The 18,584-nt window shown below is 51.3% G+C and carries 14 protein-coding genes; 5 read left to right on the forward strand and 9 right to left on the reverse strand.

Annotation, left to right across the window (positions count from 1 at the left end; all coding sequences use genetic code 11):
• Window positions 1-52: 52 nt before the first annotated feature.
• The 5 genes from hslU to priA form a co-directional block, all read right to left on the reverse strand.
• A complete protein-coding gene (gene hslU / locus BZG75_RS12945) occupies window positions 53-1,384 on the reverse strand; it encodes an HslU--HslV peptidase ATPase subunit (RefSeq protein ID WP_025744240.1) in 1,332 nt (443 codons plus the stop codon).
• Window positions 1,385-1,386: 2 nt separating this feature from the next.
• A complete protein-coding gene (hslV, locus tag BZG75_RS12950; protein ID WP_077577212.1) occupies window positions 1,387-1,923 on the reverse strand; it encodes an ATP-dependent protease subunit HslV in 537 nt (178 codons plus the stop codon).
• A 106-nt stretch (window positions 1,924-2,029) separates the two neighbouring features.
• Complete coding sequence (locus BZG75_RS12955; RefSeq protein WP_077461532.1) at window positions 2,030-2,587, reverse strand: SPOR domain-containing protein; 558 nt, start codon at window positions 2,585-2,587, stop codon at window positions 2,030-2,032.
• A 71-nt stretch (window positions 2,588-2,658) separates the two neighbouring features.
• A complete protein-coding gene (gene cytR, locus BZG75_RS12960) occupies window positions 2,659-3,687 on the reverse strand; it encodes a DNA-binding transcriptional regulator CytR (RefSeq protein WP_269087430.1) in 1,029 nt (342 codons plus the stop codon).
• Window positions 3,688-3,838: 151 nt separating this feature from the next.
• Window positions 3,839-6,037, reverse strand: a complete 2,199-nt coding sequence (gene priA / locus BZG75_RS12965; protein ID WP_108742926.1) for a primosomal protein N' — start codon at window positions 6,035-6,037, stop codon at window positions 3,839-3,841.
• 220 nt (window positions 6,038-6,257) lie between these two features.
• Here priA and rpmE point away from each other — a divergent pair, with 220 nt between their 5' ends.
• Together rpmE and BZG75_RS12975 are read left to right on the forward strand one after the other, a co-directional pair.
• Entirely contained in the window at window positions 6,258-6,473 is a 216-nt protein-coding gene (gene rpmE / locus BZG75_RS12970) for a 50S ribosomal protein L31 (protein ID WP_077461534.1), read from the forward strand.
• A gap of 255 nt (window positions 6,474-6,728) precedes the next feature.
• Window positions 6,729-7,973, forward strand: coding sequence for a malic enzyme-like NAD(P)-binding protein (locus BZG75_RS12975; RefSeq protein ID WP_077461535.1), 1,245 nt, complete (start codon window positions 6,729-6,731; stop codon window positions 7,971-7,973).
• Window positions 7,974-8,072: 99 nt separating this feature from the next.
• Here the strand turns inward: BZG75_RS12975 and metJ are convergent, their stop codons facing one another.
• Window positions 8,073-8,390, reverse strand: a complete 318-nt coding sequence (metJ, locus tag BZG75_RS12980) for a met regulon transcriptional regulator MetJ (RefSeq protein WP_025673335.1) — start codon at window positions 8,388-8,390, stop codon at window positions 8,073-8,075.
• Between the two features lie 186 nt (window positions 8,391-8,576).
• Between metJ and metB the strand changes: the two genes are divergently transcribed.
• The 3 genes from metB to metF all read left to right on the forward strand — a co-directional run bounded on the left by metB (window position 8,577) and on the right by metF (window position 13,434).
• Window positions 8,577-9,737 (forward strand): cystathionine gamma-synthase, encoded by a 1,161-nt coding sequence (gene metB, locus BZG75_RS12985; RefSeq protein ID WP_077461536.1) that lies wholly within the window; start codon window positions 8,577-8,579, stop codon window positions 9,735-9,737.
• Between the two features lie 75 nt (window positions 9,738-9,812).
• Window positions 9,813-12,254: a bifunctional aspartate kinase/homoserine dehydrogenase II gene (locus tag BZG75_RS12990; protein WP_077461537.1), complete on the forward strand. Its 2,442-nt coding sequence runs from the start codon at window positions 9,813-9,815 to the stop codon at window positions 12,252-12,254.
• 280 nt (window positions 12,255-12,534) lie between these two features.
• Window positions 12,535-13,434, forward strand: coding sequence for a methylenetetrahydrofolate reductase (metF, locus tag BZG75_RS12995; RefSeq protein WP_025744244.1), 900 nt, complete (start codon window positions 12,535-12,537; stop codon window positions 13,432-13,434).
• A gap of 112 nt (window positions 13,435-13,546) precedes the next feature.
• Here the strand turns inward: metF and BZG75_RS13000 are convergent, their stop codons facing one another.
• From BZG75_RS13000 to ppc, 3 genes are all read right to left on the reverse strand, one after another.
• Window positions 13,547-14,095: a PadR family transcriptional regulator gene (locus BZG75_RS13000; protein WP_077461538.1), complete on the reverse strand. Its 549-nt coding sequence runs from the start codon at window positions 14,093-14,095 to the stop codon at window positions 13,547-13,549.
• 58 nt (window positions 14,096-14,153) lie between these two features.
• Window positions 14,154-15,431, reverse strand: a complete 1,278-nt coding sequence (locus BZG75_RS13005; protein WP_077461539.1) for an O-acetylhomoserine aminocarboxypropyltransferase/cysteine synthase family protein — start codon at window positions 15,429-15,431, stop codon at window positions 14,154-14,156.
• A gap of 187 nt (window positions 15,432-15,618) precedes the next feature.
• The gene (gene ppc / locus BZG75_RS13010) at window positions 15,619-18,252 is read right to left on the reverse strand and encodes a phosphoenolpyruvate carboxylase (RefSeq protein ID WP_077461540.1); all 2,634 of its coding nucleotides are present in this window, start codon (window positions 18,250-18,252) and stop codon (window positions 15,619-15,621) included.
• Window positions 18,253-18,584 lie beyond the last annotated feature (332 nt).

Consider the following 18,584-nt stretch of genomic DNA (forward strand, 5'->3'; position numbering starts at 1 on the left):
GCAAAAAAGGGCAGCGTTTGCTGCCCTAAGTTCGATAGTTGACGTGTCGTGACTACAGGATAAACCGACTTAAGTCTTCGTCATCCACCAGCTCTTCGAGGTGGCTACGGACGTATTCTGCGTCAACCACAACCTGTTGACCGGCGCGTTCACTGGCTTCGTATGAGACATCTTCCATCAGTCGCTCCATCAAGGTATGCAGACGACGCGCACCGATGTTTTCGGTTTTCTCATTGACTCGCCACGCCGCGGAAGCTAGCTCATCAATACCGCTTGGCTCAAAGCTCAAGTCAATCTCCTCGGTTTTGAGTAGTGCCGAGTATTGCTGGGTCAGTGAGGCGTTCGGCTCGGTAAGAATCCGTTTGAAGTCATTGGTTGACAATGCTTCTAGCTCGACGCGGATCGGGAGACGGCCTTGTAGTTCCGGGATCAAGTCTGACGGACGTGAGACCTGAAATGCACCAGAGGCAATAAACAGGATATGATCGGTTTTGATCATGCCATGCTTGGTTGAGACCGTACTGCCTTCAACTAACGGTAAGAGATCACGCTGTACACCTTCACGTGATACATCGCCACCACTGGTGTTACCCGACTTACAAATCTTATCGATTTCATCCACGAACACGATGCCATTGTTTTCCACCATGTGGATGGCTTGCTCTTTGATTTCTTCTTGATTGACCAGCTTAGCCGCTTCTTCTTCGGTCAGCGCCTTCATTGCGTCTTTGATTTTCATCTTACGCTTTTTAGTGCTGTTGCCGGCAAGGTTTTGGAACATCCCTTGCAGCTGATTGGTCATTTCTTCCATGCCCGGTGGTGACATGATTTCTACGCCCATTTGCGGCGCCGCAACATCGACTTCCACTTCTTTGTCGTCAAGTTTACCTTCGCGTAATTTTTTACGGAAGCTTTGGCGTGTTGACGAATCTTCTTGGGTCGCTTCGTTTTGGCCCCATGCATCACGCGCTGGAGGCAGTAAGATGTCGAGGATACGATCTTCCGCTTGTTCTTCGGCGCGGAATTTGACTTTTTCCATCGCCTGCTGCTGGGTCAGATTCATCGCCACATCCGCAAGATCACGAATAATGGTTTCGACTTCTTTACCCACATAGCCGACTTCGGTGAATTTGGTCGCTTCTACTTTGATAAAAGGCGCATTCGCTAATCGCGCAAGACGACGTGCAATTTCGGTTTTACCGACACCGGTGGGGCCAATCATCAAGATGTTTTTCGGGGTCACTTCCGCACGCAAGTCTTCTGGCAGTTGCATACGGCGCCAGCGGTTTCGCAGTGCGATCGCCACCGCACGTTTGGCATTGTCTTGACCAATAATATGGCGGTCAAGTTCGTGCACGATTTCGCGTGGAGTCATTTCAGACATCACTAATCCTGTTTATTACTCTCGAGTTCTTCAACCGTGTGTTGTTGGTTTGTAAACACACATATATCACCGGCGATGGTTAGCGCTTTCTCTGCAATCTCGCGGGCGTCTAACTCGGTGTTTTCTAACATGGCAACGGCGGCGGCTTGCGCATAGTTACCGCCTGAGCCAATAGCAATCAGATCGCGCTCGGGCTCAACCACATCACCATTACCGGTAATGATTAAGGAAGCGGTTTCATCCGCGACAGCCAGTAGGGCTTCAAGGCGACGCAGCGCGCGATCGGTTCGCCATTCTTTGGCAAGCTCAACGGCTGCTTTGGTTAGGTGCCCTTGGTGGAGCTCAAGCTTACGCTCAAAGCGCTCAAATAAGGTAAAGGCATCTGCGGTACCGCCAGCAAAACCAGCGAGCACTTGGCCGTTATACAAGCGACGAACTTTTCGCGCATTACCTTTCATGACGGTATTGCCGAGCGATACTTGACCATCGCCAGCAATAACCACTTTACCTTCGCGACGGACGGAGACGATTGTAGTCACGGGAACCTCTTTGTTTGTGTCTGGTGCACCAGATGGGTGATTAATCTAGATGGTTGGGTTTTGACGCTGACTTTTCAAGGGGAGAGCGCAATACTTTCCCCGTTCGCTATTCCCAATACCAAATAGCACAAGGTTCGACACCGGCGCGACGCAGCATATTGCGATCTTTCTCTGCTTGGCGCTTGCGCGGGTAAGGGCCAAGCACCACACGATACCAAGTGCCTTTCTCACCAGGGCTTACCTTGATTTGGCTTTCTAGCCCTTGAAACGCAATGATCGCTTTACGCTCATTAGCCTGCCCTTGGCTACGGTAAGCACCGCATTGCATGAGGTAAGGACGGGTCGATTGTGGCAGCGCTTTTGCTTTCACTTCTACTTCCTTGCCTTCCAGCTCTTCGATGTAGCTCCATTTTTCTTTGGGCTTTTTCGGTAGACTTTCTACCTGGCTTTGCGTGGCCGGTTGCGTGTGAGACACGGGGGGAGAAGGGGGTGTCGGTGCATCGGTTTTGCTCAACCAATACAGGCCATAAGCAAACGCACCCACTAAGACAACAGCAAGCAGCGCCCATTTAAATGGGAATCCAGCCCGCGTCTTGGTCGGTTGGCGGCGAGTATTTTTTTTACGCGGCGCTTTGCCACGTTTAACGTAATCACGAGTTGCCACAGCAAATAATCAAATTAAGAAGCCAGTAAAGGGCTCATATTACTGGCTTGAGCCCGTGCTGACTAGTCTTACTACCGAGACGGAGGGGCGACACTCTCACGGATCACCAGCTTGGCGTCCAAAAGCCGGGAGCCAGGGGTCACTTCTCGTCCTTGTAACGTGTTTAGCAGCATCAACATGGCTTGGCGGCCAATGTCATAGCGAGGCTGCGAAACGGTCGTGAGTGGTGGATCGCAATACTCGGCGAATTGGATATCATCAAAACCAACAATGGAGATATCTTGCGGGACCCGCATGCCTAAACGTTTCGCTTGTTGCATCGCGCCAACGGCCATGACATCGCAGTGACAGAATACCGCAGTGGGTGGCTCAGGCAGTGAGAGCAAGTTGGTGATGGCACGCGCTCCGGAGGCAAAACTAAAGTCACCGACGACGCTATACGCTGGATTGATGGTGATCCCCGCTCGATGTAACGCTTGCTGATACCCTTGTGAGCGGAACTGCGTTAATGCTGTCTCCGGTACGCCGGTAATGTTAGCAATCCGAGTATGGCCGACTTGGGTGAGATAATTAACCGCTTCAAAGGCAGCGGTAAGGTTATCGATATGAACCGTCGGTAATTCCAGATCGGGCGCATATTCACAGGCCATGACCAGTGGCGGTAAGTTTTTTTGCTCAGGCTTGCTGACATCAAAAGGGACGTCGGAGCCAAGCAGCAGCATGCCATCCGCTTGTTTAGTAAACACCAGATTGACGAATGAATTTTCACGGTGGTGTTGCTGGGCACTGTCACCCAGTAGAACTAGGTAGCCATGTTCCATGGCGGCTTCTTCAATGCCGCGAATAATCTCACTGAAGTAGGGATCACAAATGTCCGGTACAATAGCGACGATGGTTTTTGATTCATTGCGACGCAAGTTACGCGCAAGTGAATTAGGGGAATAACCAGCTTCAACCACAGCATGTTCAACTTTTTTACGCGTGCTGGCTGACACCTTCTCTGGGTTCATCAGCGCGCGCGATACCGTTGCTGTGGATACACCGGCAATGTGGGCAACGTCCTTCATTGTCGCCATAATGACAGTCCTCTTGTTATCTATATTGTGAGATCAAACAGTTATTAGCTCATCTGACCTGTTTTCTTAGCCAATTGCGGCCCTATTTTACCTATGCTTGTCCAATTTAAATACGGACAAGCTAACACTTATTGCAATGAAAGTGTGACTTGTGTCGACTTACGGCAAGGGAGTATTAAGAAAGGTCTTGCGGCTCGACATCTAAAGACCAACGTACTTTGCGCGAAAGGGGTAATTGATGGATTGCAGGAAGAGCCACCGTTAGCCACTGCTGCATCACTTTTCGACTTGGGGCTTGGATTAATAATTGCCAGCGATAACGGCCCGCGCGTTTGGCCATCGCTGCGGGCATAGGGCCCATGACATGGCTTTCATCGTGTTGAATGGGGGAGGCAGCGAGCGTTTGACGTACTTGTTGTAAAAACTGCTGCACACTGTTTTCTTCATGGCCTTCGGCGCGAAATAAACTTAAGAACGTATAGGGCGGAAGCCAAGCTTGGCGGCGTTCAGTGAGCGCCGACTCCGCAAAGGCTTGATAGCCTTTGTGTACCAGCGATTGGATCAGGCTGTGCTCGGGATGGTGCGTTTGTAATAGCACCGTCCCTGGCTTGCTGGCGCGACCGGCGCGGCCGGCGACTTGCACCATCAGTTGCGCCAACCGTTCAGGCGCGCGAAAGTCATTACTAAACAAGGCACCGTCGACATCAACTAACGCCACTAGGGTGACATTGGGAAAATGATGGCCCTTAGCGAGCATTTGTGTGCCCAGTAGGATCTGATATTCGCCCTTTTCTATGCCATTAAGGTAGGTTTCCAAGCTGCCCTTACGGCGGGTATTGTCGCGATCAATACGCACGGTTTTATATTCAGGAAAGAGCTCGCCCAACTGGCTTTCAAGCTGCTCGGTGCCCACGCCGACACTGATTAACTGGGTGGAGCCACAATCGTGACACTGGTGCGGAACGGGTTTTTGGTGGCCACAATGATGACAACGCAATTCTTGCTGTTGCTGGTGAAGGGTATAGTAAGCATCACAACGTTGACAATTCGCGAGCCAGCCACACTCGTGGCACATCATGGCGGGCGCATAGCCACGGCGATTTAAAAACAACATGACCTGATTGCCTTGTTGTAGGTGCTGGCGCATTTCGGCGATCAACGGCGCGGATAATCCAGCGTCGAGGTAATGGCCCTTAATATCGAGTATTCCCTGACGTGCGGTCACCGCATTACCTGGACGCTGAGTCAGCTTGAGGTACTGATATTTACCGGTTTTTGCGTTATGCAAGCTTTCCAAAGAGGGGGTGGCAGAACCGAGTATCACCGGCACTTTTTCTTCATGACCACGCATAACCGCTAAGTCTCGGGCATGATAACGAAAGCTATCTTGCTGTTTATACGAGGGGTCATGCTCTTCGTCAATAATGATAATGCCTAAATTAGCCATCGGCGTGAACAGGGCAGACCGTGTACCAATGACGATTGCTGCTTGATTCTCGCGCGCGGCTAACCAGGCTTTTAGTCGATCGTTATCATTTAAGCCTGAATGCATCACGGTTACCGGGACATGAAAGCGGCGCTCAAACCGGCGAATGGTTTGTGGGGTGAGGCCGATTTCTGGTACCAAAATTAAGGCTTGTTCACCGCGAGCAAGCACAGGTTCGAGCACGTTTAGGTAGACCTCTGTCTTCCCTGAACCGGTGATCCCCTCGAGTAAAGCACAAGCAAAACCGTCATTGGCATTGATGGTGGCAACCGCCATCGCCTGTTCATGGTTGAGTGCCGGTTTGTCTTCGGTGACGGCAAAATGCGGTTGCCAGGCTTGAGCGTTTAGCGGTGGTGTGTAGGGGGCTATCCAACCTTTTTTGGCCAGGGTTTTTAGCACCGGTGCGCCGATGTCTTGTTCGATCAAGTCGGCATGGGTGGCAGGGCCGTGTGTGAGCAACTGCAACACCCGAGCTTGTTTAGGGGCACGGCTCAGGCCCGAGAGGGGTTGGTTTTGTCCTGACTCGGTAATTTGCCACCATTTTTGCTGTTGTAATGCCGCAGGGCGTCCTTTTCGAAGCAGGGTTGGCATCACAGCGCCCATCGCATCCCCTAGCGGATGATGATAAAAGCGGCTTGCCCAGTGGAGTAAATGATAGACGCCGGGCGTCCAAACCGGTTGGGTATCCAATACGGCATCGAGCACCTTGAGTTGGCTCGCGTCCACACTGGCGGTTGCGGATAAGCCGGTGACAATGCCAACCTTGTGCTGGCGGCCAAAGGGCACTTTTACCCGCCCACCGATGATGGGATGTTGATTCTCACCGATTCGGTAATCAAAAGTTTTCGCTAACGGGACCGGTAGGGCCACCTGAGCAAACTGTTCCATCACAACATCTTATTGACCAGAAGGGGGCTCAGTGTAACGGTTCGCCTTCGGTTGGCAAAGCCTTGTTGTACGGTGACGCGGCGTGGTGATTGCACAAAAAAGTTGCGAAACCGAGGGGGCTTGATTAGAATTGCGCGCCTTAGAAAATATTTGTTAACGACGTGTGGTGCCCGGCTTAGGATCGGGAGAGCGACACGGCCTTTAAAATGAGGTTATCCCTATGAAAGCTGGTATCCATCCAGAGTACAAAGCCGTCACAGCAAAATGCTCTTGCGGTAACGAATTTGCGTTCAGCACAACCCTAGGTAAAAACATCAACCTAGACGTGTGTGACAAATGTCACCCATTCTACACCGGTAAGCAGCGTATCCTTGATGCTGGTGGCCGTGTTGATCGCTTTAAGAAACGTTTCGGTGCCCTTAGCAGCAAAAAATAAGCAGCTATTGACCGAATATAGAGAAGGGACGCATCAGCGTCCCTTTTTTTGATCGTATCGTCCTAGTATTCGGACAACAGGTCCGAGCATCATCGCGAATACGGCGTTAGTACTGGTGGACGTTTCCCCGCTGCGTTACCATCTTTACCCTTATACAAACCTTTCCTGTGTGGTTTGTAGAGTGTCTGGCTAATATCGGTCATCCTTCCCTGCCGGTATTGGTTACCCCTTCACGATAATAACTAGGAAAACGACATGTCGGACGATAAACGCCAGCAAGCGCTGGATTATCATGCATACCCTACACCCGGAAAAATCTCTGTCGAACTCAGTAAGCCTGCTGATTCAGCGGCGGATCTTGCTCTCGCCTACAGCCCAGGCGTTGCTGAACCTGTGCGTGAAATAGCCCAAGATGCGGATGCCGTATATCGCTATACCGGTAAAGGCAATATGGTTGCGGTGATCTCAAACGGCACCGCGATTTTGGGGTTAGGGAATTTAGGGCCGATGGCGTCAAAGCCTGTCATGGAAGGCAAAGCGTTATTGTTCAAGCGTTTTGCCGGCTTGGACTCGATCGACATTGAAGTTAAACACCGCACCATCGATGAGTTTGTTGATACCGTAGCCAATATTGCTGACACCTTTGGCGGTATCAACCTTGAAGATATCAAAGCCCCAGATTGTTTTGAGATCGAAAAGCAGCTGATTGAACGCTGTGAAGTGCCTGTCTTCCATGATGATCAACATGGTACCGCGATTGTCACTGCTGCGGGGATGCTTAACGCGCTCGAGTTGCAAGGCAAAGATATTGGTGAAGCCACCATCGTGTGTCTCGGTGCGGGTGCCGCTGCGGTGGCCTGTATGGAGCTATTGATTAAATGTGGCGCCCAGCGCGAAAAGATTTACATGCTGGATCGCAAAGGGGTGATTCACACCCGTCGTGATGACATTAACAAGTATAAGCAGCTGTTTGCCAATAACACGGATAAGCGTACCCTCGAAGATGTGATTGAAGGTGCGGATCTCTTTGTTGGCGTATCAGGCCCGGATTTGCTCTCGCCTGAGGCATTAAAACTGATGGCGGATAAGCCTGTCGTGTTTGCCTGCTCAAACCCAGATCCTGAAATTAACCCAGAGGTTGCGCACCAAGTCCGGGATGATCTGATCATTGGAACGGGGCGTTCGGATTACCCGAATCAGGTGAATAACGTCTTGTGTTTCCCGTTTATTTTCCGGGGAGCATTAGATGTGCGTGCCAGTGAGATTAATGATGCGATGAAGTTGGCCGCCGTTGAAGCGATTCGTGGTTTGGCGAAAGAGCCTGTACCACAATCGGTCTTAGATGCCGCGGGCTTGTCTTCACTCAGTTTTGGCCCGGATTACATCATTCCCAAGCCGATGGATGCCCGTTTACTGCCCAAGGTAGCACGTGCCGTGGCGCTTGCGGCCGTCGAAACCGGCGTAGCCCGTATTGAGATGCCAGACAACTATATGTTGTAAAGAAAACATGTTGTAAAGAAAATATGTTGTAAGTAGAACATGTTATAAGTCGAAAACAGTGTCTTACCATAAAAAAACCGCCGATGGCGGTTTTTTTGTTTAGTATTCACTGTCGTCAAACTCAATACCCAACTCTTCCATGATCCGACGTGCCTCGGCAGGAATGCTATCGGGTTTATCCTTACGGATGTCGTCATCGGTTGGCAGAGGCTGCCCGGTATAGGCATGTAAAAATGCCTCACACAATAGCTCACTGTTGGTCGCATGACGCAGGTTATGAACCTGACGGCGAGTGCGCTCATCAGTAAGAATTTTTAATACTTTAAGTGGGATAGAGACGGTGATCTTCTTTACCTGCTCTTTCTTTTTACCATGTTCGGCATACGGATTAATGTAATCGCCGTTCCACTGCGCCATGTCTCACCTATCTTGATTATGGAATACCCAGAATGATGCTGCGGAGATTTTAGCTATATTAACCGCCACATGCAAAGGTGTTTAGACGTCTAGAAGTGTTGACGTCCCAAAAGCGCCGAGGTAAAGTAGTATGATGACGACTGGATCACGTAAACCGTGCCAGCGCAACAAGAGCAAGGATGAACCATGACAGGTAAAAAAACCGACACCATTGCCGTTCGAACAGGAATTGGCACTGACACGCAACATCATGCGGTTGTGCCGCCTTTGTATTTATCAACCAACTATCGTTTTCCTGCTTTTGGCGACGTTCCCACTTATGATTATGCCCGTGGGGGCAATCCAACTCGAGCTCAGTTAGAGCAAGCGTTAACGGAACTGGAAGGCGGAGCCGGTGCCGTGGTGACCAACTGTGGGATGGCAGCCATTAACTTGGTGTTGTCTTTACTGGATGCAGGGGATCATATTGTTGCACCGCACGACTGTTATGGTGGTACCTATCGCTTGTTAGAGTCACGCGCCAAGCAAGGGATTTGGCAGGTCAGTTTTGTCGATCAATCTGATCACCAGGCGTTAACCGCTGCGCTGGCAAAACAGCCGAAACTGGTGTTAGTTGAAACACCCTCTAATCCGCTATTGCGTGTGGTCGATATTGCTAAAATCTGCCAACAGGCCCACCAAGTGGGGGCATGGGTGGTGGTCGATAACACCTTTTTATCGCCAGCACTCCAACAGCCTTTTTCACTGGGTGCGGACATCATCGTGCATTCCACTACTAAATTTATTAATGGTCACTCTGATATTGTCGGTGGCGCTGTAGTGGCGAAGACGCCTGAATTGGCTGCAACATTAGCGTGGTGGGGCAACTGCTTGGGCGCGACAGGCAACGCCTTTGACAGTTATATGACATTGCGAGGGTTGCGTACCTTGGGCGCTCGGGTTAAACAACATCAGCAAAATACGCAAGCGGTATTAACCTATTTGCAAACAGTCCCTGCGGTGCGGCAACTCTACTATCCCGGTTTGGCGACACATCCAGGCCATGAGATTGCCGCCCGTCAGCAGTTTGGATTTGGTAGTATGCTCAGCCTCGAGCTGGACACGGACTCCGCTGGGATCGCACGTTTTATTGAAGGCTTATCTTTATTTGCGCTTGCCGAGTCGCTGGGCGGGGTAGAAAGTCTGGTCACGCATCCAGGGTCAATGACCCATCGTGCGATGAGTGATGACGCGCAAGCCGAGGCTGGCATTACCCGGACGTTGTTGCGTTTTTCTATTGGACTAGAAGACGCAGAAGACTTAGTGGCCGATTTGGCGCATGCCTTCGCCCATTTAGCTAACCAGTAAAACCGATTGCTATAGGTGTTGCTGTCATAGCACGCCGCTTTATTGATATTTATTGAGACCAAGAGAGACCTCGCCATGCACGCGCAACCGATGGACACCGCCCCCGAATCACAACGCCAATTGCATAAATTTGGTGGCAGCAGTTTAGCGAGCCCAGATTGTTATCGCCGTGTGGTCGATGTGCTGACGGCGCATGCAAAGGCGCACGACTTAATTGTGGTCTCTGCGGCGGGGAAAACGACCAATCAGCTCATTGCTTGGCTCGCTCAACTGGGCAAAGATGGCCGGTTGGCGCATGAGACCTTGCAAGGCGTCCGTGCCTTTCAGCAAGACTTGATTGAAAATCTGATCAACGGTGATCACAAACAACAGTTGGTTGATGCCTTATCTGCTGACATCGCGACGATCGCGTCGCTCGGGGAGACAGCGCTGAGCGACAGCGTACAAGCCGATGTGCAAGGGTTCGGAGAGGTTTGGTCGGCGCGTTTATTAGCTGCGCTGCTTAATCAGCAGTGTCGTCAGGCGGTGATGTTGGACTCGCGCCACTGTTTACGCGCGGAACGTGCGGCTCAACCTGAGGTCGATCGCGGCGCATCATGGCCACTGTTACGGCAGCAACTTTCTCAGCACACGCAATCTCACGTCGTTATTACGGGGTTTATGGCGCAAAATCAAGCTGGGGAAACCGTACTTTTGGGGCGTAACGGGTCAGATTATTCGGCCACGGTGCTCGGTGCGTTAGCGGGGGTCCGCCGCGTGACTATATGGAGTGATGTTGCCGGTGTATACAGCGCGGATCCACGCCATGTCGATAATGCTTGCTTGTTACCCTTAATCCGATTGGATGAAGCAGGCGAATTGGCACGCTTGGCGGCGCCCGTGCTTCATAGCCGTACTTTACAGCCTGTGGCGCAAAGTGCGACCGATCTGACCTTACGTTGTACCCAGGCCCCCGACAGTGGCTCGACCCATATAGAGCGTGTACTGGCTACCGGACGCGGGGCAAAAATCATTACATCTTTGGATGATGTGTGCCTATTGCAGTTTGATGTCGCCCGCGGGCAAGATTTTCAGGCAATTAAACAAGAGTTGAGCCGTATCCTCTCTCAGCTGAAAGTGCAACCACTGGCGACGGATTATCAAGATGATCAGTATCGTATCTTACTGGCCTTTACGGCGGAGGTCGTGGCCTCGGTCATGGCCCAGATCCAGGATGCCGGGCTATCCGCGGAGTTGAAGCTGCGCGAAGGGTTTAATATGGTTGCTGCCGTCGGAGCCGGCGTGGTCAATAATCCCGTGCACTGTCATGGTTTTTATCAGCAGCTGAAGTCACAGCCTGTAGAGTTTATCAGTGAATCTGCATCTGGACTGAGCATGGTGGCGATTTTGCGTCAGGTGCATACGCCTGCCCTTGTGGCCAGCTTACATGATGCGCTGTTCCAAGCCCAACGTCGCATTGGCTTGGTGTTGGTAGGGAAAGGAAATATTGGCGCGCGTTGGCTCAGCTTGTTTGCCGAGCAAAAATCGCACCTCGAAAAGCGTCATGGCAAGGAGGTGTCGCTGATTTCGGTGGTAGATAGTCGTAATCAATGGTTAGATTTTGCTGGCATCGATCCAATGCAGATCAGGGATGACTTTGATGACAATGGCACGCCATACTTTGATGATGAATGGTTAACACGCTTATTGAATCATCCTTATGATGATGTGGTGATTTTGGATGTCACGGCCAATACCTCACTGGCAGCTCTCTATCCGCGTCTCGCCGAGCATGGTTTTCATTTAATCTCCGCCAACAAAGAAGCCGGCGCGGCACCGGCCGAACAATACCATGCGATTCAACATGCGTTTGCGAAAACGGGGCGCCATTGGTTATATAACGCCACGGTAGGCGCTGGGCTGCCGATTAACTATGCGGTTCAAGACTTACGTGAAAGCGGTGATCATATCCTCGCACTCTCAGGGATCTTTTCCGGTACGTTATCCTGGCTTTTTTTGCAATTCACCGGCGAGGTCCCGTTCAGTGCTTTACTTGAACAGGCATGGCAGCAAGGGCTAACTGAACCTGATCCGCGTGACGATCTGTCGGGTGCCGACGTGGTGCGTAAATTAGTGATTCTCGCAAGGGAGGCGGGCCTGTCATTGGAGCCCGAGCAGGTCAAGGTTGAGTCACTGATACCGCCAGCGCTGCAATCTTTGTCGTTAGATGCGTTTCTCGATAACGCCCATCAAATGGATGCGTGTTTACAGGATCGATTGGAAATAGCGCAGCAAGATCGCGCCGTGTTGCGCTATGTGGCGCGTCTAGAAGCCAATGGTAATGCGCAGGTGAGCTTAGAAACCTTACCGAGTGAGCATCCGCTGGCGCATCTACTGCCCTGTGATAATGTGTTTGCGATTGAAAGCCAATGGTATCGTGAAAATCCATTAGTGATCCGCGGACCGGGGGCGGGGCGGGATGTCACCGCTGGGGCGATACAATCTGATCTGAATCGCTTAATTGGGCGTCTTCACTAATGTCCTTTTAGTAAACGTGATCTTCGCAAACGTGAAAGCTGTCTTACTCCACATAAGACAGCTTTTTTTATCTGAAGATCACGTTATATGACGCGCTTTTGGCTGCTGCTCTCGGTGGCTTCCTGCATGTTGACTATCTTCATAATACTATGAGTTCTTTTCATGGCTGAGATCGTTGACATTTCACCCAGATAACGACAATCTTTAGACATATGGACGTCTAAACGTATAAACCAAAAACGCACATCATCGCGAATAAAACCGGTTGCAGGGAGAGGGTATGAGCTATACGCACGCAGGCCACATTGATGCACTTAATCAGAATATTGCCGACTTAGACGGTGATATTAACGTCTCATTTGAGTTTTTTCCGCCCAGCACGCCCAGTATGGAAGAAACCCTCTGGAATTCCGTGCACCGCCTCAAAGGGCTTAAACCTAAGTTTATGTCAGTGACTTATGGCGCCAATTCTGGTGAGCGTGATCGCACCCATGACATCGTGAAAAGTATTCATGATCAAACGGGGGTCGCGGCGGCGCCCCATCTAACCTGTATCGATGCCACTGAAGATGAGCTGCGCCATATTGCCCGTGACTACTGGCAAAATGGTATTCGTGACATTGTGGCTTTGCGCGGAGACTTACCGTCGCCGGAGAAAAAGCCGACTATGTATGCGGCTGACTTGGTGCGGTTGCTCAAAGAAGAACATGACTTTGATATTTCTGTCGCCGCTTATCCTGAAGTGCACCCGGAAGCGAAAAGTGCGCAAGCGGATCTCATTAATCTGAAACGGAAAGTCGATGCCGGTGCCAGTCGTGCCATTACCCAGTTTTTCTTTGATGTGGAAAGCTACCTACGTTTTCGTGACCGCTGTGTGGCGGCGGGGATTGATGTCGAGATTGTGCCGGGGATTTTGCCCGTCTCCAACTTTAAGCAAGCTTCTCGGTTTGCGCAAATGACGCATGTGCGTGTCCCACAGTGGATGCACAAACAGTATCAAGGTCTTGAGGATGACCCTGTGACCCGGCAGATGGTCGGTGCCTCGATTGCTATCGATATGGTGCGCGTACTCAGCCGTGAAGGGGTAAAAGATTTTCATTTTTATACCCTCAACCGGGCCGAATTGACCTATGCACTTTGCCATACTTTGGGGGTTCGCCCATTGGCTGTCGCACCTTAGCTAAACCGTTAAACCGCTAAACCGCCAAACCGCCAAACCGGTTTACCTTTAGCCAAAAAAAGCGCCCCGTTTCGTGGGGCGCCTAGGTTGCGAGTTGTGTTTATTGTTCTGATTAGGCGCTGGCGGCCAGTATAGTAAGCTCATCGCGCACTTCTTGCGCCCAGGCCATCCAAGCGCGACGTTGATGAATGCTGCGTCGTAATGCTAATCGCATGAGGCGTTGTTGTTGCGTTAATGATGTGGATTGACCGTAATCACGCTGCTCAAGCAGAGCATAATGATTAAGTAGTTGTTGTGATTCCGCAATCAAGTTATTGATATGCTCGAGCATCGGCGCGGGATCCAAGACCTCACAGCTGAGTAGGCGTGCGACGTACTCGTCGCGAGGCGGGGCCAGCTTAGGCGCTTGGATAAACCACGCCTCTAACACCTCGGTGCCGACAGGGGTGATGGCATAGACTTTTCTATCTGGTTTGCCGACTTGCGGCTCAAGTCGATAGGTCACAGCACCTCGCTCGGCGAGCTTAGTCAGTTCACGATATACCTGTTGATGGCTGGCTTTCCACACATTACTGATAGTGGTAGAAAACGCCTTGGTAATATCATAACCCGTGGCTTCGCAGTTGCTGAGTACCGTCAGTATGACATGGGGAAGTGACATCTTTTATATCCACATTTATTGGTATAACAATCGGTTCGCATGAGTCGCCTATCTCGGGCTATTTTACTGCACTCAATGCTTGTTCAAGGTCGGCAATGATGTCATCAATATGCTCAATGCCGACACAAAGACGGATCATTTCTGGGGTCACCCCGGCCTTCGCTTGCTCTTGCGCATTCAGTTGACGATGGGTGGTAGAGGCGGGATGGCAAGCAAGTGACTTAGCATCACCAATATTGACCAGGCGTTTAAATACATTCAGCGCATCATAAAACTGTACCCCCTCATCAAAGCCACCTTTTAAGCCGAAAGACAGCAGTGATGCGGGCAGTCCACCGCGGATAAGCGACTGGGCACGTTGGTAATGAGGATGAGTTTGTTGACCGGCATAGTTCACCCATGCCACCGCTGGATGACTGGCAAGGTAATCCGCCACCGCTTTGGCATTCTCGCAGTGACGCTCCATACGCAGGCTCAAGGTTTCGAGACCTTGCATCAACATAAAGGCGTTCATCGGCGATAAGGCGGCGCCGCTGTTACGTAAAGGCACGGTACGCGCGCGGGCAATAAATGCCGCCGGGCCAAAGGTATCGCTATAGACCACGCCGTGATACGCCGGCTCGGGCTGTGAAAATTGCGGGAAGCGGGCTTGATGTGCCACCCAATCAAAAGTGCCGCCATCAACGATCATACCGCCTAGGGTGGTGCCATGGCCGCCAATGTATTTGGTTAGCGAGTGCACCACGATATCGGCGCCATGTTCAATCGGTTTGCATAGCACGGGCGTGGCCACGGTATTGTCGACCACCAAAGGGACACCGTGCGCGTGGGCAACCTTGGCAAGACCGGGGATATCGGCAATATTGCCGGCCGGATTACCAACTGATTCGCAATACACCGCTTTGGTATTGGCATCAATCAGCGCTTCAATCGCACTGGCGTCGTCACTTTGGGCAAAACGTACTTCAATGCCTTGTTCGGGGAGCATATGAGCAAACAAGGTATAGGTGCCGCCGTAAAGCTGTGGTGTGGCGACGATGTTATCACCGGCCTTGGCCAGGGTTTGGATTGCATAGGTAATTGCCGCGGCGCCAGCACTGACGCATAGGCCTGCGATACCGCCCTCTAATGCCGCCACACGTTGTTCTAATACATCGTTGGTGGGGTTCATGATCCGCGAATAGATATTGCCCGGCACATCGAGGTTAAACAGATCAGCACCATGTTGGGCGTTATCAAACTCATAGGCGACGGTTTGATAGATGGGGGTAGCGACTGATTTGGTGGTCGGATCGGTCTGATAACCGTGATGAATCGAGAGGGTTTCGTCTTTCATGGCAATTCCTTTGCGTTTTCCTTTGCGTTGTTAAATCGCGTCACCGCGACCTTCCATAGTAATAATACTATCAATGTAACAGCAAGCCTTAGACGTGGCTATGGATAAAAAATCTCGCGTGTGCGTCGGTTTCTATTCGCTCGCTTGATACAAAAAAAGCCGCACCCGAGGGTACGGCTTGGGCCGATTAGCCGGTGTTACGCAGGCCTGCGGCAATGCCCGCGATGGAGATCATCAAGGCATCGTCAAGCGACTGATCGTCCTCTTCACATTGCCGTGTACGGTATAACAGCTCAGCTTGCAGCATATTCAGTGGCTCGACGTAAATATTACGTAAGCGAATCGCCTCAGCGCCCCATGGGTTTTGCTCCATCAGGTTATCGCTGTTTTCCACCGCCAAAATCACTTGAATGTCTTGGCGTAATTGATCGCGGAGTGATTCACCCAAAGGCCAGAGGCTTTCATCGACCAAACGCTGATCATAGTATTTGGCAATATCGAGGTTGGTTTTGGTAAACACCATTTCCAGCATGCCAAGCCGGGTGGAGAAGAATGGCCACTCACGACACATTTCTTCTAGCTGGGCTTTATGGCCTTTGGAAATGGCATGATCGATCGCTTGTCCAGCGCCCAGCCAAGCTGGAAGTAAGAGGCGATTTTGACTCCAGGCGAAAATCCAAGGAATTGCCCGTAAGCTCTCGACACCGCCATTGGGGTTACGTTTGGAAGGGCGCGATCCCAGTGGCAACTTGCCTAACTCAAGCTCTGGTGTGGTGGAGCGGAAGTAAGGCACAAATTGCTCATGGCCGCGAACCACATCGCGATAGGCTTGGCAAGAAATGTCACTCAAGGTATCCATCAGCGCACGCCACTCTTGTTTGGGCTCTGGTGGTGGCAGTAAGTTCGCTTCTAATATCGCACTGGTGTAGAGGTTCAAACTGTTGACCGCGACATCGGGCAGCCCCAGTTTAAAGCGGATCATCTCGCCTTGTTCGGTCACACGGAGGCCACCTTTTAAACTACGAGGGGGCTGTGACAACAAGGCGGCATGGGCGGGCGCACCGCCACGGCCTACGGTGCCGCCACGGCCATGGAAGAGAGTTAGATCAACCCCTTGGTCATCGCATAAGTTGACCAGCGCTTCCATGGCGCGATATTGCGCCCAACCGGCTGCCATCACCCCGGCATCTTTAGCTGAGTCCGAATAGCCTATCATCACCATTTGGAAGTTCTGAGTAAAACCACGGTACCAATCAATCGCCATGAGCTCGCCAATGACTGATTCCGCGTTGTTCAGGTCGTCCAAGGTTTCGAATAACGGGCACACATCCATGCGGAATGGGCAGCCGGCTTCTTGGAGTATCAAATGTACCGCCAGCACGTCCGAGGCGGTCCTCGCCATTGAAATCACATAGGCACCAAGCGCTTCACGCGGCTGCTGGGCAATCACCCGGCAGGTGTCGATCACTTCTTTGACGTCATCCGACGGGGTCCAATCACGGGGTAATAGCGGCCGTTTCGAGGACAATTCACGGATCAAGAACGCTTGTTTGTCTTGCTCGCTCCATTGCGCGTAATCGCCCATCCCCAAATAGCGGGTCACTTCTGAGAGCACATCGGCATGACGAGTGCTTTCTTGGCGAATATCGAGCTTGATTAAGTGAACACCAAAACATTGCACGCAGCGAAGCAAATCAAGCAACTTACCGTCGGCAATAATGCCCATGCCGCATTGGTGGAGTGACTGATAACACGCCAGTAATGGCTGCCACAGCTGCTGGGTGTCGGTCAGAATGCCCTGTGATGACGTGCGCTCGCCTTTCAGCTTGGCATCTAAATAACTTAATGTGTGATTGAGCTGACTGCGCAGCGTTTTCAAGATCGCGCGATACGGTTCGTGCGCCTCTCCGGCCATCTCGCGCACGGTGTCATCACACTGAGTCATCGACAGTTCGCTGATCAGATCTTGCACATCACGCAAATACAGGTCGGCGGCTTTCCAGCGTGAAAGCAGCATCACTTCACGGGTGACCTCGCTGGTGACATACGGGTTGCCGTCGCGGTCACCGCCCATCCAAGAGGAAATTTGTACTGGCTTGGCATCAATGGGCAAGTTGATGTCTAAATGGCTCTCAAGCTGCTGATCGAATTGGCGTAAAAATGCGGGCACTGCTTGCCATAATGAATTTTCAATCACCGCGAAGCCCCACTTGGCCTCGTCGAGCGGTGTCGGGCGCTCTTGGCGAATCACATCGGTATGCCAGGCTTGCGCAATCAACTGTTCAAGGCGTTTCTCGGTTTTGGCTCGCTCGTCGGCGCCTAAATAGTCGCTCAGCTCGAGTTTGGATAAGCATTTATTGATTTGCACCAAGTTATGAATGGTGGTGCGGCGCGCAATTTCAGTGGGGTGCGCGGTCAGGACTAACTCAATTTTTAAATCGGCGATCGCCTTCTGCGCGTCATTGGCATCAATCTCACCTTGGCTGACGCGTCGGAGCAGGTTATCAATCGCATCGGGGCTACACTCATGGGTGTCAGATTGGCGCGACACCGTATGGTATTGCTCAGCAATATTAGTCAGATTCAAAAATTGGCTAAAGGCGCGGGCGACCGGAAGCAGTTGGTCTGCGGGTAAGTTTTGCAGCACGGTTTTCAGCTTAGCATGATCATCCTGATTACCTGCTGCAGCCGATTTTGAGAGCTGACGAATTTCCTCAACTTTTTCTAAAAGTGCGGGGCCATGGGCATCTTCAATGGTGTTGCCCAGCAGATGGCCAAGCATACTGACGTTACTTTTTAAGGCAGAGTACTTTTCGTTCATAGCGTATCCATTCTGTAACAAAGTTACATCCTACTGTGACTGTAAAGACCCAATCTAGCGAATGTTGCGTGATCGGGTCAACTTAACCGCAAGTTAGCGCGAAAACTGGCTACCGGATTTGATGCTTATCATAGAGCCACCTCAAAAGATGAAAAAAAGTTTCAGCTTTCATGTTTGCTAGCTTCTAGAGGGTCTCTCCGCGCTCGTCATCGTGGGATTTTGTCGTAAATGACGACCGTGTTATTTGCATGGTTAAATAGAATTATTGCTTTAATATGAATAAATAGAGATTAAAAGTGATTTTTTACGCTTTTTGGGGTTGACGGGTAAAC

The organism is Salinivibrio sp. AR640, from assembly GCF_001995405.1.
In the GTDB taxonomy this organism is placed as follows: domain Bacteria; phylum Pseudomonadota; class Gammaproteobacteria; order Enterobacterales; family Vibrionaceae; genus Salinivibrio; species Salinivibrio costicola.

Bases quoted from the DNA above. Each gene is read 5' to 3' on its own strand.
- BZG75_RS12975 (WP_077461535.1), top strand. From the start codon at position 6,729: ATGTCGGACGATAAACGCCAGCAAGCGCTGGATTATCATGCATACCCT.
- BZG75_RS12990 (WP_077461537.1), top strand. From the start codon at position 9,813: ATGCACGCGCAACCGATGGACACCGCCCCCGAATCACAACGCCAATTG.
- ppc (WP_077461540.1), bottom strand. From the start codon at position 18,252: ATGAACGAAAAGTACTCTGCCTTAAAAAGTAACGTCAGTATGCTTGGC.
- priA (WP_108742926.1), bottom strand. From the start codon at position 6,037: ATGGAACAGTTTGCTCAGGTGGCCCTACCGGTCCCGTTAGCGAAAACT.
- metF (WP_025744244.1), top strand. From the start codon at position 12,535: ATGAGCTATACGCACGCAGGCCACATTGATGCACTTAATCAGAATATT.
- metJ (WP_025673335.1), bottom strand. From the start codon at position 8,390: ATGGCGCAGTGGAACGGCGATTACATTAATCCGTATGCCGAACATGGT.
- BZG75_RS13005 (WP_077461539.1), bottom strand. From the start codon at position 15,431: ATGAAAGACGAAACCCTCTCGATTCATCACGGTTATCAGACCGATCCG.
- rpmE (WP_077461534.1), top strand. From the start codon at position 6,258: ATGAAAGCTGGTATCCATCCAGAGTACAAAGCCGTCACAGCAAAATGC.
- hslU (WP_025744240.1), bottom strand. From the start codon at position 1,384: ATGTCTGAAATGACTCCACGCGAAATCGTGCACGAACTTGACCGCCAT.
- metB (WP_077461536.1), top strand. From the start codon at position 8,577: ATGACAGGTAAAAAAACCGACACCATTGCCGTTCGAACAGGAATTGGC.
- BZG75_RS13000 (WP_077461538.1), bottom strand. From the start codon at position 14,095: ATGTCACTTCCCCATGTCATACTGACGGTACTCAGCAACTGCGAAGCC.